Origin of the sequence: Moheibacter sediminis, from assembly GCF_900176425.1 — a bacterium.
In the GTDB taxonomy this organism is placed as follows: domain Bacteria; phylum Bacteroidota; class Bacteroidia; order Flavobacteriales; family Weeksellaceae; genus Moheibacter; species Moheibacter sediminis.
In genome coordinates this window covers 532440-547565 of record NZ_FWXS01000001.1, presented here as the reverse complement: position 1 = coordinate 547565, position 15126 = coordinate 532440, and the positions used below count along the sequence as shown (strand labels likewise).

General features: G+C 39.4%; 11 protein-coding genes. 7 read left to right on the top strand and 4 right to left on the bottom strand.

Annotated features, from left to right (window positions below; all coding sequences use genetic code 11):
- Positions 1-50 precede the first annotated feature (50 nt).
- From B8977_RS02515 to B8977_RS02495, 5 genes are all read left to right on the top strand, one after another.
- The gene (locus B8977_RS02515; RefSeq protein WP_059333797.1) at positions 51-404 is read left to right on the top strand and encodes a helix-turn-helix domain-containing protein; all 354 of its coding nucleotides are present in this window, start codon (positions 51-53) and stop codon (positions 402-404) included.
- 12 nt (positions 405-416) lie between these two features.
- Entirely contained in the window at positions 417-710 is a 294-nt protein-coding gene (locus B8977_RS02510) for a helix-turn-helix domain-containing protein (RefSeq protein WP_059333798.1), read from the top strand.
- A gap of 98 nt (positions 711-808) precedes the next feature.
- Complete coding sequence (locus tag B8977_RS02505) at positions 809-2260, top strand: DUF3945 domain-containing protein (protein WP_084015817.1); 1452 nt, start codon at positions 809-811, stop codon at positions 2258-2260.
- Between the two features lie 2 nt (positions 2261-2262).
- On the top strand, positions 2263-4356 hold the full coding sequence (locus B8977_RS02500; RefSeq protein WP_059333800.1) for a type IA DNA topoisomerase: 2094 nt from the start codon (positions 2263-2265) through the stop codon (positions 4354-4356).
- Complete coding sequence (locus B8977_RS02495) at positions 4346-5227, top strand: ORF6N domain-containing protein (protein ID WP_059333801.1); 882 nt, start codon at positions 4346-4348, stop codon at positions 5225-5227. Before B8977_RS02500 ends, B8977_RS02495 begins: the two co-directional genes overlap by 11 nt.
- A gap of 34 nt (positions 5228-5261) precedes the next feature.
- On the opposite strand, the gene B8977_RS02490 is transcribed toward B8977_RS02495, so the two are convergent.
- The 4 genes from B8977_RS02490 to B8977_RS02475 form a co-directional block, all read right to left on the bottom strand.
- Positions 5262-5438, bottom strand: coding sequence for a histone H1 (locus B8977_RS02490; protein ID WP_059333802.1), 177 nt, complete (start codon positions 5436-5438; stop codon positions 5262-5264).
- 102 nt (positions 5439-5540) lie between these two features.
- Positions 5541-7475, bottom strand: a complete 1935-nt coding sequence (locus B8977_RS02485) for a DUF3732 domain-containing protein (RefSeq protein ID WP_059333803.1) — start codon at positions 7473-7475, stop codon at positions 5541-5543.
- Between the two features lie 4 nt (positions 7476-7479).
- The gene (locus B8977_RS02480; RefSeq protein WP_059333804.1) at positions 7480-7935 is read right to left on the bottom strand and encodes a three component ABC system middle component; all 456 of its coding nucleotides are present in this window, start codon (positions 7933-7935) and stop codon (positions 7480-7482) included.
- Positions 7932-9056 carry a hypothetical protein gene (locus tag B8977_RS02475; protein ID WP_059333805.1) on the bottom strand — a complete coding sequence of 375 codons (1125 nt, stop codon included), beginning with the start codon at positions 9054-9056 and terminating at the stop codon, positions 7932-7934. Before B8977_RS02475 ends, B8977_RS02480 begins: the two co-directional genes overlap by 4 nt.
- Positions 9057-9320: 264 nt before the next feature.
- Between B8977_RS02475 and B8977_RS02470 the strand changes: the two genes are divergently transcribed.
- Positions 9321-9758: a DUF1896 domain-containing protein gene (locus B8977_RS02470; RefSeq protein WP_059333806.1), complete on the top strand. Its 438-nt coding sequence runs from the start codon at positions 9321-9323 to the stop codon at positions 9756-9758.
- Complete coding sequence (locus B8977_RS02465; RefSeq protein ID WP_084015815.1) at positions 9745-15126, top strand: N-6 DNA methylase; 5382 nt, start codon at positions 9745-9747, stop codon at positions 15124-15126. The genes B8977_RS02470 and B8977_RS02465 overlap by 14 nt, the downstream gene beginning before the upstream one ends.

Genomic DNA, 15126 nt, shown 5'->3' with positions numbered 1-15126 from the left:
ACATTGCCACCTTTGGGAATTTTGCATTGTAAACATTAAAGAGCAATGCGATGAAAATAATCACAATTGAAGAAGAAGCGTGGAAACAGCTCAACAGCCGTATCAATGCCATTGCGGATTATCTGAAAAGATTGGACGATACAAGCTACGATGACCTGTGGCTCAATAACCACGAGGTATGCCAATACCTGCACATCAGCGAAAAGACGTTGTGGCGTATGCGTACCAAAGGCGAAATAGCTTACTCAAAAATGTACGGACAGTACTTCTACACCATCGGAGCAATCAAGGATATGCTCAATGCCAATGCTGTACAAAGTAACGATGAATTTGTACAGGAACTAATGGCAAAAGGCAAAAGCTATATCGAAAAAGGTAGAAAGCTGAAATCGGGCAAATCCTAAAAACGTGTGGCTATGAATATTGACAGAATGGAATTTTTGGCGTGGATGGAACGCTTAATGGGTCGCCTTGATATGCTGGGCGACAATATAGACGAGTTGCAAAGGAAACGCAACAGCATAGACGGCGAGGAATTGTTGGATAATCAGGATTTATTGCAAATGCTAAAAATCAGCAATCGCTCCCTGCAACGGTATCGCTCCATTGGCAAGCTACCTTATTATACGATAAGCGGAAAACTGTATTACAAACTATCCGATGTACATCAGTTCATAAGAGAGAGCTTTAATCCACCTCCAAAGAAATGAACGCCAATAAGTGCCAAACACTGCCTTTGAGTGCCACATCGGGCAATGCAGTGAACGCTTCCTTTACTTTCGGCGATGAACTTTAAATTCTTCAGATTATGAGTGAAGAAACAACGAACAAACAGGAAATGCCCGAACAGTTATCGGACATATTGTTAGTGCTGGATAAAGAAAAAATGAAAATCCAAGCCGTAAAGAGCATTGACGAAAACGGAAAAATGGAAACCGTTGACCCCACGAAAAAGAACCAAAATCAGTTTATGCGTGTGGACAAACACGGAGATTTCTTTTCTAATTTCTTTTCCAACTTTATAAGCCAACTGAAAAACCCGACCAACTTTTCATTTTTTAAAGTAGGTGAACCCGAAGCTATCGAAAAGGCAAAGGAAATGCAGAAACAGGTTGATAATCCTACACAGGAGGGCGAAAAAGTGATGAAGGAACACGAAGTAAAAACCAACACACAAGAGAATAATAAACAAGAAAATAAAAATGATATGGCAACAGCACAGACAACACCGGAAACAAGCGAATACCGCTATAAGCCGGAGCAGATTGATTGGGACACAATGAAAAATCTCGGATTGAGCAAGGAGTTTCTTGAAAAAAGAAACCTGCTCGACCCTTTATTACGAGGTTATAAAACCAACGAACTTGTCCCGATAGGCATTAATCTCGGAGGCTCTATTCTCCGTACAGATGCCCGCCTGTCTTTACAGCAAGGAGAAGACGGCAATGCCATCGTGGCAATGCACGGCAACAAAAAAGAACCTAACCTGCACTTTGATTTCTTTGGACATAAGTTTACAGATGAAGACAAAAAAAATCTTCTGGAAACAGGTAATATGGGGCGTGTGGTTAATCTTACCAATTCTAAAACGGGCGAACTAATGCCGTCCATTATCAGTATTGACAGGCTTACCAATGATGTAATTGCACTGCGGACAGATTTCATTAAAATTCCCGATGAAATTAAAGGTGTAAAGCTGAATGATGAGCAAAAGCAAACCTTAATGGAGGGCAAGCCGCTCAAATTGGAGGGTATGATTTCGACAAAGGGAACGGAGTTTTCGGCAACGGTACAGTACAACGCTGATAAACGCTATACCGAATTTTTGTTTGACCGTAGTAACTCAAACGGACAAAAGCAAAATAACCAACAAAACAATCAGCAAAGCCAACCGCAGGAAGCTCCAAGAACATTTCGTGGAAAAGAGCTGACCGATGAGCAGCATAAGGATTTCAAAGCGGGTCAAACCGTGTATATGGCAGGTCTGGTTGATAAGAAAGGGCAAACGTACAATGGTTACATCACGTTCAACAAAGACACCGGAAAAACAGGTTTTGAATTTCCAAATCAATACAAGGAAAGAATGCAACCTACCGAAGCCCACAAAACGCAAACAGCCGTCAATTCACAGGGCAAAACCAACGAAGCGACCAAAAATATCCAAGAGCCTTTGAAGTCGGGGCAACAAAGACCCAAAAATGAAAAGCAACAGGAGCAACAAAACAAGCCCGCAAAATCAAAAGGTAGAAAAGTGAGTTAATTATGAAAACAATCATTGCAGAAAAACCAAGCGTAGCGAGGGAAATAGCAAGTCTGTTGGGAGCTTCCGAAAAGAAGGATGGTTACCTGACAGGCAACGGCTATTTTGTTACGTGGGCGTTCGGTCATTTAATCGGATTGGGAATGCCGGAAGATTACGGCATTTCTGGGTTTGACAAGGCATCACTGCCGATATTGCCAAACCCTTTTTTATTGACAGTCCGCAAGGTCAAAAAAGACAAAGGCTATCAAACCGATACAGGAGCATTAAAGCAACTGAAAGTTATTGAGCAACTTTTTAGTAAAAGCGACAGCATTATCGTAGCTACAGATGCAGGTCGTGAAGGCGAATTGATTTTTAGGTATATCTATGAATACCTAAAATGCAACAAGCCCTTTGAACGTCTTTGGATTAGTTCCCTTACAGAAAAAGCCATTAAACAGGGCTTTGAGAACCTCAAAGACGGAAAAGATTTTGACGGATTGTACCAGGCAGCACAAGGCAGAAGCCGGGCCGATTGGCTTGTGGGTATCAATGCCACACAGGCATTGAGCATTATGGCAGGCAACGGCGTTTACTCTCTCGGCAGAGTGCAAACACCTACATTGGCATTGATATGCAAACGTTATCTTGAAAACAAAAACTTCTCAATTAAAAAGTATTGGCAGATACAGCTTTTGCACCACAAAGAAGCTATTGACTTCAAAAGCATTTCCAAAAGCAAATGGGAAGACCAAAAACTCGCCGATGATACGTTGAAATCCGTTCAGCGTATCGGAACTGCGACAGTGACATCGGTAGCAACTAAAAGCGTAACAGAACAACCACCCCTGCTGTTCGACCTTACAGGACTGCAAAAGGAAGCCAACAAAAAGCTCAATCTTTCTGCCGAAGAAACTCTCAATATTGCCCAAAGCCTGTACGAAAAGAAATTTATCACTTATCCACGTACCGGAAGCAAACACATTCCTGAAGATATGTGGACGGAAATCCCTAACCTCGTAAGGGCTTTGCAAAACAGGGAAACCAGCAAAAAAGCCTTGGAGAAAATTAAGTGGGGGCGTTTCAACAAACGTATCGTGAATGATTTGCGTGTTACTGACCATCACGGGTTGTTGATAACGGATAAAATCCCCTCCGCACTGAACGCAAAGGAAAATGAAGTATATGATATGATTGCCTTTCGTTTGCTCGAAGCCGTTTCACAAGCCTATATTAAAGAGATAACCGACGTTTCTTTGGAAGTATCGCACTATGATTTTACGCTGAAGGGCTGTAAGATTATCGAAGCGGGCTGGCGTGGTATCAAAGGTCGTTTCTCCGATGAAGATACCGAACCCGTACAGGATTTGCCCGAACTGAAACAAGGCGATGAGCTCAAAATTAAAGAAGCAACCGTTTTGGAAAAGAAAACCAAACCGCCCGTGCTTTATACCGAAGCCGGACTTTTGTCAGCAATGGAAACCGCAGGTAAGGAAATCGAAAACGAGGAAGAACGGAAAGTCCTGCAAAATATCGGTATCGGTACTCCCGCTACAAGAGCATCAGTCATTGAAACCCTGTTTACCCGAAGTTATATCCAAAGGGAAAAGAAATCCTTAATTCCGACTGAAAAGGGGTTGCAGGTGTATGAGTTGGTTAAAGACCGAAAAATTGCAGACGTTTCTATGACGGCTGAATGGGAATTGGCTTTGCTGAAAATCGAGAACAAGGAAGCGGATGCCGATGCGTTTCAAAAGGAAATGGAAACCTACGCCTCAACGATTACCAATGAACTATTGCAAACCTCTATTGCCCAAAGCAACCTTCCGAAACTTACATGCCCAAAATGCAAAAGCCACCAACTCATTATCCGTGATAAACTTGTCAAATGCCCCAATGAAATTTGCGGTTGGGTACAGTTCCGCAATGTGTGTGGTGTACACATCGGCATTGCCGATATTGCAAACCTTGTCAATAAAGGCAAAACCTCGCTTATCAAAGGAATGAAAAGCAAAGCCGGAAAGAAATTCGATGCCTACATCGTGTTGAATGAGCAAGCCGAAAGTTCCTTTGAATTTGAGAATAACAAAAGCTACAAACGCAATGGAAAATAAACCGACTATTGTACCACAAGAAATCAGAAATCTGATTTATACCATACGTGGCAGACAAGTGATGCTGGACAGCGACCTCGCTACGCTGTATCACGTTGAAACCAAAATACTGAACAAAGCCGTAAAACGGAATATTGAGCGGTTTCCCGAAAAATTCTGTTTTCAACTGACCGATGAGGAAGCGGATTTTTTGAGGTTCCAAATTGGAACCTCAAACGTAGGGCGAGGCGGAAGACGTTATCTGCCCTACGTTTTCGGCGAGCAAGGCATTGCGATGTTGAGTGCCGTGCTTCGCTCCGATGTGGCTGTAAAGGTGAGCATTGAGATAATGGATGCGTTTGTAGAAATGCGAAAAATGCTCATTAGCAATGCTTCCTTATTTCATCGTTTGGACAATATAGAACTGAAACAACTACAAGCCGACCAAAAATTTGAGGAAATCTTTAAGGCTCTGGAAAGCGACAAGCTCCACGCTGAAAAAGGTATTTTCTACAACGGACAGGTTTTTGATGCCTATACCTTTGTTTCGGATATTATCCGAAGTGCCGAAAGTTCCATTATCCTGCTGGATAATTACGTGGACGATACGGTGCTGACCTTGTTAGGCAAACGCAATGCAAACGTAAGAGCTACTATCTACACCAAAAGCATAAGCAGTCAGATACGGTTGGATTTACAACGCTATAACAGTCAATATCCACATATCGAAGTAGAGATTTTCTCCGATGCTCACGACCGATTTTTGATTATTGATAATACAGAGCTTTACCATATCGGGGCATCACTTAAAGACCTGGGCAAAAAATGGTTTGCCTTTTCACGAATGGATATTGAAATTGGCAGGATGCTTCAAATTCTGAACACTTTCTAAAACAAAACCCTCCGAATTTCCAGAGGGTTTTGTTTTAGCCTTTAGAAGCTTCCAAAGATACTTTTCTAAATTCTTTTAAAAGTTTCTCCAATTCAAGAGAAGCCTTACGTGCTCTTGTACCTGCCGCTTTGTTTCCTTTTTCAGCCTGCAATTCTGCATCCCTTTTCAATGCTTCATAGCCTGCGTTGATTTTTTCAATTAATTCGTTCATTATCATAATGGATTAAAATTTCAGTGCTAAAATAAAATAAATAATATAAGATTTTTAGAACCTTGTTGATTTAATGCGGATGTGTGTTAAATCATAAAAGTATTAAATCAACTTACTACCATCTTTGCTCCATCGATATTTTATGAATTGTGAGAACTCATCCTCATCAGCATGTTCCAATACAATCACTTGTGGCTTGTAACCACATTCTTTATCAATATTAGCAATTTCATCAGAAATCACTTTGAATATATTTTTCACTTGAATAATATTATCATCTACTTTCTTTTGTTCATTCTCAACATCTTCATCCAATTGTTTGTAGATTTTAGGAAAATATACTTGACTTGGTTGATCTAAAACTAATATTGATGGTATTTTAGAAGTCGATGTAGTACTGTGTAGATATAAAAAGCCTAAGAATGCAGATAAATGAATAGCTAACCAATTTGAGCCGCTTCCCATTTCTGAAAGAAGAATATTTTCTTTATCCTTCAAATTGTATTTTAAGCTAAACTTCTCCAAATCGAAAAGTATTTTGCCTGGTTTAAACTCTTCCTCAAAATCGAGTAAGTCACAAATACCACTCATCTTTTCACTTAATATTACTTGGGCTTTTTGTAATTCTTCTTTCAGGTTGAAGCCAGCAAGTTTATTTTTGAGTTCTTCAATTTCTGATTCCAACTCTGTATAGCCACTTTTACTATTAGATAAAAGTTTATTCCTTTCGATAAGGTTTTGAGCATTAGCTTCAGTTCTGCCTTTCAATAATAAGTTTCTTTCATACTCATTTTTAGTATTAAACTCTTTTAATACTTGTGTATTTAAGCTATCAGCTTTAATCTTTAGATCTTTCAACTCTTTCTTCAGAATATCTCTTTCTTTTCGAAGCGAAGCATTTTGACTTGAAGTATCATTTACATAAGTACCTATTTTTTCAAACTCATCCTCCAAAATTTCATTAGATTCTTTGATAATCGAAATTTTATCCTTTATTTCTCCCACTTCTTGATCACAAAGGGGGCAATGAACTTCACTAACATTTGCCTCAATAGATGCTAATGATTTTAATCGATTTATGTTTTTGGAAAAATTTATAGAAATATCATTATTAGATTTAATAGTAGATAACAAATCTAGCACTACATCTAATTCTTTCTTTTTTTGGAATATAGAATTGTCTATCTTCCTCAATTCCTCATTAAGGTTTTGATCACCAATTGAATTGGCATTGGCATTGGGTAAATCTTTTATAAGGTTTTTAAGATCAGACAATGTAATCTCCTCTGATAGGTCTTTACCTATAGAAGTATAGTATAGTGATACGATGCCATAAAGATCCTCTCTTAATTGATCGTTACTTATTTTTAACTTCTCATCTAACTTTTTCTTTTGATTCAATTCTTTCTGTTTACTTTCTAGACTTCTCTGTAAATCAAAAAAATCAGCATTTCCCCATCCCATTAATATAGGATAATCATCAATAGTTTTTTTTCTCTTATAGAAATCATCAAATCTATAAAAAAGGCTATGCTTATTAGCAATTAGATTTTGATGCTGAAATAGAAATGGTATAAAGCTCCGCATTGTTACCTTTCCTCCAGACTTTCTTTTATCTTCCTCTTCATCAGTTCTTGTATCTAAAACAGAGATTCCTATATGTTTCTCAAATTCTTTTTTAGCATCATCTAAATCGACTAGCTTTTTGTCGCTGAAATATTCTATTGAAAAATTGGTAAGAACCTCTGAATTAATTTCAATACTGAAATACATTTGATTACTGTTTTTTAATCTTCCAATAATCATATGTTTGTCTCTAACTCTAAAAATCATGCAATAAAGATCTGTCCAGTCTGTTATAATCCCTTTTGGTATAGTAGACCGGCTTGCAAATAAACAGTAGTCAATAATTTCAATGATTGCACTTTTACCTGTTTTAGAATCTCCAGAAATAATATTTAGACCTTCATCGAATTTCAGTGTACGTGTTTCCTTGTTATTCTTAAAAAGAAATATATGTGAAATTGCTGCTTGCATAATTTTATAAATTAAAAAAAATTGTCTTATGGTCTTCTTTAGAAAGAATTGAACCTAAATTAAACGCTGCTTTATAATATTCTCTTAGGATAGGGTCTTTCTCTCCTGTATAACTTTCATTCTGCCCTTGTACCAATATTAAGTAATCTGAAATTTCGATATTGTAGATATTTGATAATGTAATCAAAGCTTCTTTAGTCTTCTTCTTATAATTAGTTAGTAGAGTTTCGATGACGATTAGTTCCATCTTAACTTCAGAATTTAAAAACGTATTAAATGTACTCTTTGCATTACTTTTTACAAGTTTACTTTTAATTGTATCGTTGTATATCAGTGGGAGAATATAATAGATAAGTTCTACTTTTAGTTTATTATTATTTGCACCGACTAAAGCCATCAGTAATAATTTTGATGTAAATAATGGACTAAAAAGGATTTTTTCTGTTTGAGCTATATTCATAAATCAGTTTCTTTATATAACCATTCAAAATCACTGGTTTCATTAATATTTTGAATTCTACCATTTCGAAAAAATCTTTGAGTTCCATTAAAACCCGAAATTTCACTATGAGTATTTGTAATACACTTAAAATAAACTTCTTGCGACTTTTTAATATGAGAGTTATCTTTAAATGACTCGTCTGATAAATGATAAGAGGCAGCACTTTTTTCTGTTTGAATAGCAGAATTGATCTCTGCTTCATAAACTATTATATTGTCTTTTAGAGTAGGATTTATTTTTAGAATTTCTTCGTAAGCCTCTTCCGATCTAACGTAATCTTGAAATGCCTGATGTAAATCGTTTTTCTTTATTGATATAGCATTCAATTTTTCAATAAATTTATAGCCCTTAGTCAAATCTGAATCATGTTGACCTGGTTCTTTAATAGATGGAAAGGGAATATGATCTTTAGTGAACTTTGATAGACTGAATCGCATATCTGAATTGAAGTCAGTTATATTAATTTCCCATTTGTTTGAATCATCAATAGCTTTCTCAATAATCCATTGCTGAAGCACACCTATTGCAGAACTTCTTAATTTATCATCTATTAATTTGAATGTTGTATGTTCTTTTAGTTGAGCCAATATTTCATCAACTTTAGGTTCGCCACTATTAATAAAAAACTTATCTAAAATCCTTAAAAAATCAGTCTTAGATATAGTTTTGGCATCAAAAATTACATCTTTAAAGGGTTTAGAAGTGGCTGAAATAGCATGATCCTTTAGTTTTTTATATTTGACAGTTTTGGTGAGTTGACTCCAGTCGTGAAAAATACTGTCACTTGGCACATTTTGCGTAGTATGGAGAATAAACTTGTCATTCGACTTCAGTTTTTCATATTCTACAACAAGGTTTTTCAAGGTCTTCCAAACATCTACAGAGTTACTGGTAAGGTTTGATTCTCCTTCATGATGCTTAACTTCAATAGATTCAGTTCCATATTGAACATCTCCGAAGCATTCAATATAGACATGTTCACCATTTTTAGCATTTAAGCAATACTCTAATGCAACTAACTTTTGGTATTCAAATCCTAATTGCTTTTTCGTTGAGTCATTATCTAAAGTTTCATTCATTTCACAGTTTATGTTTTTATCAGCCCATTTTGTATTTGTTCAGTTTTTTAAGTTTACAACTACCTACCCTAATACATATCCTGCGTGTTATGATTTAATTGTTAGAGTATACTTGTATTACAAAAATACAAAATAAATCCCTCTCTCTTAATATACTTACGCCAAATCCTACCTCTCAACGCCAAACCCTGCCACATCTGCAAAGGCTCTTATCTGCTTCTATAATTTTAGGTTTTCATCAAAAATCTAAACAAAATTTATAATATGGATACACAACAAAAAGACCTATCGTATTTCAGATTACGATTGCAGGAATTACTAAACAGTAGCTTCCCCGAAAAGGCACACGACCAAAAATTTATCCACCAACGTTCTTCGTGGGCTTCCAATGCCTATGAGGGTGCTTTTAGGGCAGGAAACCCGATTGAGCAATGCAACGAGATTGCCAATCACATTCTTTTCGAGGGTTTGCACTTCTCCAAGTTTGATACGGTTTTTCAAGTGGTCTGCAATGAATTTGATACCGTAATGGCAGACGAGGAACTGCGACCGTTCGCCCTTAAAATGCTCCCTGTCTGTGAACCTGTTTTTGCCCGATATGAACTAACAGATGATTTCGCATACGGTTATGAGTTTGACCTGCTCTACACCGAAACAACCGGAGCCATCGCAATATGGATAGAAGAAAATGGGCTTCAGTAAAAAGCAATATCTCCAACAGAACATTGATGCCCTGCGGATTGCTTTTACATTGGAAAAGGAGAAACGACAAGCCACCGTAGGCGAAAGACTGTCATTGATGCGTTATAGCGGATTTGGTGGTCTTAAATTCGTGCTGAACCCCATAGCGGACGAAACAGACATCAACCATTGGCGGAAAACCGACCACGATTTATTCCCCATTACACAGGAACTCCACCAATTACTCAAAGAAAATTCCGAAGACGATAAGCAATACCGTAGATATGTGGACAGTATGAAAAGCTCGGTATTGACGGCTTTTTACACTCCACCACAGGTCATTGATGCGATTTCCGAAACCTTGCGTGAAAGTGGTGTGAACATTCAAAAATTCCTCGAACCCTCCGCAGGTATCGGCTCGTTTATTCAATCCTTTTCCGAAAACCAACTACCCAAAATTACCGCTTACGAAAAGGATTTGCTGACAGGCAAAATTTTAAAACACCTTTATCCCGAAAGTACTATTCGTATAAGTGGTTTTGAGGAAATCCCCGACAAGGAACAAAATAGCTATGATATAGTCGCAAGTAATATTCCCTTTGGCGACACCTCTGTATTCGACCTTTCATTTTCTCGAAGTAAGAACGATGCAAAAGTTCAAGCTGCGAGAAGTGTTCACAACTACTTCTTTCTGAAAGGAAATTTTATGCTCCGTGAGGGCGGTTTACAGGTGTTCATTACCTCTCAAGGTGTTTTGAACAGCCCGAAGAATGAGCCGATACGCAGGGCGTTGATGGAAAACAATAATTTGGTTTCGGTTGTCCGACTGCCCAATGACCTCTTTACGGAATATGCAGGTACGGAAGTTGGAAGTGATTTGATAATCCTGCAAAAGAATACGGCAAAACAAGGTCTGACCGAAACGGAAGAACTGTTTTGCCAAAGCAAACAGACCAAATACAATACGCCAAGCAATGCTTTTTTTCGCAATGGTACGAGGGTTATCCATACTGACCTTAAAATAGATACCGACCCTTACGGACAGCCTGCCTTAATTTATACACACAAAGACGGCGTTGCCGGAATTGCCAAAGACCTCAAACAAATGCTTTCCGAAGATTTTGGAAAGCACCTGAATTTGGATTTGTACAAAGGCGAACGCAACGATGAGCCTGTTATCATTCAGCAAAAGCCACAACCTGCACCAACTCCGGTAATTCATCGGGAAAGCCCGCAGGAACTAAAACAGTTGAGCATATTTGACCTGTTTGAAAATGAGGATAAGCCTGTAATGGTGGTTGCCCCAGCCAAAAGTACCACGCAAGCCAAAAGGCAAACCGCTAAAAAAAGACAAGGTAGAACAGATCGTCAAACCAATTTGTTCAGCGGAGGAATGCAACAGTCGTATATACAGCCACCCTCAAATCCCATCGGCACAACACAAATAAACGGTAAAAAACAGGTAGCCATTGGCGATTTGTTTTCACAAACCAATGGGAATGGCCAAGCGGACACCCCAGCCATTCCCGTAACCGTTTCCAATACTATTCCCGAACCTGCTCCGTACAGTGGCGAACTGCAATCGTTCCACCGAAACGACTGCCTTGTCGTGGATAACGGTTGGGTCGGTCATCTGCAAGATATAGATACCGCAGACGGTACGGCTGTTTTCCACCCTTTGCAACTACCGTCCTTGCAGAAAGCAAGAGCCGAAGCGTACATAGCTGTACGTGATGTTTACCAACAGCTTTACAACAAAGAAGCGGAACTGCACACCGAACATAAAGAAGAAAGGGAAACTCTTAACAGCCTTTACGATGCCTTTGTAAAAAGATACGGAAATCTCAACGATGCTAAAAATATCGAACTTATCAAAACGGACAGTGCAGGTAAAGAAATGCCCTATTTGGAGCGTGTCATTGGTGGTGTGGTACATAAGGCAGATATATTCAACCGCCCTGTAAGTTTTTCAACCGCAACCATAGCAACGGACAATCCCGAAGAAGCCTTAGCGGCTTCGCTGAACAAATACGGAAGCGTGGATTTGGACTATATGTCCGAAATCAGCGGTATGACGGACGATGCTTTAAAAGAAGCCTTACACGGTCGCATCTACTACAATCCATTGCAAAAGGAATATGAAATATCCGAACGCTGGATTGCAGGTAACGTAGTGGAGAAAGCCAATGAAGTAAGAGCCTACCTCGAAAACAATCCCGATGATGCCCAAGCCAAAGAAAGCCTTACCGTATTAGAGGAAGCAAGACCAAGACGTATCGAATTTGAGGAACTCGATTTTAATCTCGGCGAACGTTGGATACCCACAGGCATTTACGCCCGATTTGCTTCGTACTTGTTCGAGGCAGAAGTGCATATCCATTATGCCGATAGTGCCGATGACTTTTCCGTAACCTGCAAACAGAAGAACGTACATATTTGGGATAAATATGCGGTCAAAGCCCAAAGCCGGACGTATGACGGGATTGCCCTGTTCAAACACGCCCTTGTCAATACCACACCCGATATTTCAAAAACAATAACGGTTGATGGCAAAGATGTCAAGGTGCGGGATATGGAAGCCATACAAATGGCGAATACCAAGATTGACGAAATCCGTACCTCCTTTACCGATTGGCTTCACGCCCAAAACGATGAGTTCAAAACAAGGCTGACCGACCAATACAACGACACCTTTAACTGTTTTGTGCGACCGGACTATGACGGCTCACATCAGGAGTTTCCGGGATTGGATCGCAAAGGATTAGGTATTGAAGATCTGTATTCGAGCCAAAAGGATGCGGTATGGATGATAAAACTGAATAACGGTGCTATCTGCGACCACGAAGTAGGTGCAGGAAAGACGTTGATTATGTGTACGGCAGCACAGGAAATGAAGCGTTTGGGAATGGCTCATAAACCGATGATTATCGGATTGAAAGCCAATATTCCTGAAATAGCTGAAGCCTACCGCACCGCTTATCCTCACGCCAAAATCCTCTATCCGGGCATTGATGATTTTACACCTGAAAAACGCCTGCGGATTTTTGGCGATATAAAAAACAACGAATGGGATTGTGTGATACTCACGCACGACCAATTCGGAATGATTCCCCAATCGCCAGAAATACAAAAGGAAATCCTGCAAAACGAATTGGATACAGTGGAGGAAAACCTTGACGTGATGCGAAGTCAGGGCGATGAAATAACCCAATGGATGCTCAAAGGTGCGGAAAAGCAAAAGGAAAATCTTGAAGTAAAGCTCAAAACCCTACAACACGATATTGAAAACCGCAAAGATGATATTGTGGATTTCAAAATGATGGGTATCGATCATTTATTTATTGATGAAAGTCATCAATTTAAAAACCTGATGTTCAATACAAGACATTCAAGGGTTGCGGGATTGGGCAATCAACAAGGAAGCCAAAAAGCGATGAACCTGCTTTTTGCTATCCGTACCATTCAGGAACGAACTCAAGCAGATATGGGTGCAACTTTCCTTTCGGGTACGACCATTAGTAATTCGCTTACTGAATTATACCTACTTTTTAAATACCTACGACCACGGGCATTGGCAAAACAGGGCATCAATTCTTTTGATGCGTGGGCGGCAATCTATGCCAAGAAAACAACCGATTATGAGTTTTCGGTGGCGAATAACATCGTGGCAAAGGAGCGGTTCCGTTACTTTATCAAAGTGCCGGAACTGGCTCAATTCTATTCCGAAATTACAGATTATCGTACTGCGGAAATGATTGGGATTGACCGCCCCGAAAAGAACGAGATATTTTACAATATACCGCCTACTCCAGACCAAGAGGAGTTTATTCAAAACCTAATGGAGTTTGCCAAAACAGGCAAAGGGCAATTACTCGGCAGAGCACCGCTATCCAAATCAGAGGAAAAAGCAAAGATGCTTATCGCTACGGACTATGCCCGTAAGATGTCTTTGGATATGCGAATGGTAAGCGGTATCTACGAAGACCACCCTGATAACAAAGCCTCTCACTGTGCCAACAATATTGCGAAATATTACAACAAATTCAACGCACAAAAAGGAACGCAATTCGTTTTCTCGGATTTAGGTACTTACAAACCGAATGAATGGAATGTGTACTCCGAAATCAAACGCAAGCTCGTGGAAGACCACAATATACCTGCGAATGAAATCCGTTTTATTCAGGAAGCCAAAACAGACAGGCAACGTAAGGCACTTATCAAGGGAATGAACGACGGTACAATCCGTGTGCTGTTCGGCTCAACGAGTATGCTCGGAACAGGCGTAAATGCACAGAAAAGGGCTGTTGCCGTTCATCATTTAGATACGCCGTGGCGACCGTCCGACCTTGCCCAGCGTGACGGTCGGGCAGTCCGCAAGGGCAATGAAATTGCCAAGCACTTCAACAACAATAAAGTAGATGTCATTATTTACGCCGTTGAAAAATCGCTGGATAGCTATAAATTCAACCTGTTGTTTAACAAACAGCTTTTTATCGACCAATTAAAATCCAATAATCTCGGCAAACGCACCATTGACGAGGGCAGTATGGACGAGAAATCAGGAATGAACTTTTCGGAATATGTGGCAATCCTGTCGGGAAATACTGACCTGCTGGATAAAGCGAGGGTTGAAAAACAGATTGCCGGATTGGAAAGCGAAAAGCAAGCGTTTAACCGTTCCAAGTATAGTGCTAAATCCAAATTGGAAAACTATAAGGAAGAATTTAACGCAGCTCAATCACGCCTGAACCGAATGACAACGGATTGGGATAATTTACAACAACGCATACAAAAACGGCAGGACGGCATAGTTTTAAACCCTGTTCAGTTAGACGGCTTATCGTCCAACGCTAATGCAAAACAAATCGGTACAAAGCTCAATGAAATTGCAGAAAAAGCCCGAACAGGCGGGGATTATCAGGAAATTGGCAGCTTGTACGGCTTTCAGCTTATCGTCAAAACGGAAATGTCGGAAAAAGACGGCGTAGATATTCGGGTAAACCGATTTTTCATACAGGGAGAGGGTAACATTAAATACAACCACAATTTCGGGGTAATTGCAAAAGACCCCGAAACCGCCTCTTTAAATTTTTTAAGGGCATTGGAAAAACTGCCGTCGTTTATTAAAAAAGAACAGGACAATATTGCCGAGTTCCAAAAAGATATTCCGATACTTCAGGAGGTCGTTAATGGTACGTGGTCAAAGGAAAACCGATTGAGTGAACTCAAAACGGAATTAGCGACTGTTGAGCGTAAGATACAACTATCTATCGAACCGGAACAAAAACAAGAACCTGCGGAGCAAACCGAAAAAAAGCAAGAAACACCAAAGATTTCAGAAAGTATTATTCGGACAAAAGGCGTTCATCTGCCACGAGGGGTATTATAA

Coding starts and splice junctions, on each gene's coding strand:
- B8977_RS02515 (WP_059333797.1), top strand. CDS start 51: ATGAAAATAATCACAATTGAAGAAGAAGCGTGGAAACAGCTCAACAGC.
- B8977_RS02510 (WP_059333798.1), top strand. CDS start 417: ATGAATATTGACAGAATGGAATTTTTGGCGTGGATGGAACGCTTAATG.
- B8977_RS02505 (WP_084015817.1), top strand. CDS start 809: ATGAGTGAAGAAACAACGAACAAACAGGAAATGCCCGAACAGTTATCG.
- B8977_RS02500 (WP_059333800.1), top strand. CDS start 2,263: ATGAAAACAATCATTGCAGAAAAACCAAGCGTAGCGAGGGAAATAGCA.
- B8977_RS02495 (WP_059333801.1), top strand. CDS start 4,346: ATGGAAAATAAACCGACTATTGTACCACAAGAAATCAGAAATCTGATT.
- B8977_RS02490 (WP_059333802.1), bottom strand. CDS start 5,438: ATGAACGAATTAATTGAAAAAATCAACGCAGGCTATGAAGCATTGAAA.
- B8977_RS02485 (WP_059333803.1), bottom strand. CDS start 7,475: ATGCAAGCAGCAATTTCACATATATTTCTTTTTAAGAATAACAAGGAA.
- B8977_RS02480 (WP_059333804.1), bottom strand. CDS start 7,935: ATGAATATAGCTCAAACAGAAAAAATCCTTTTTAGTCCATTATTTACA.
- B8977_RS02475 (WP_059333805.1), bottom strand. CDS start 9,056: ATGAATGAAACTTTAGATAATGACTCAACGAAAAAGCAATTAGGATTT.
- B8977_RS02470 (WP_059333806.1), top strand. CDS start 9,321: ATGGATACACAACAAAAAGACCTATCGTATTTCAGATTACGATTGCAG.
- B8977_RS02465 (WP_084015815.1), top strand. CDS start 9,745: ATGGGCTTCAGTAAAAAGCAATATCTCCAACAGAACATTGATGCCCTG.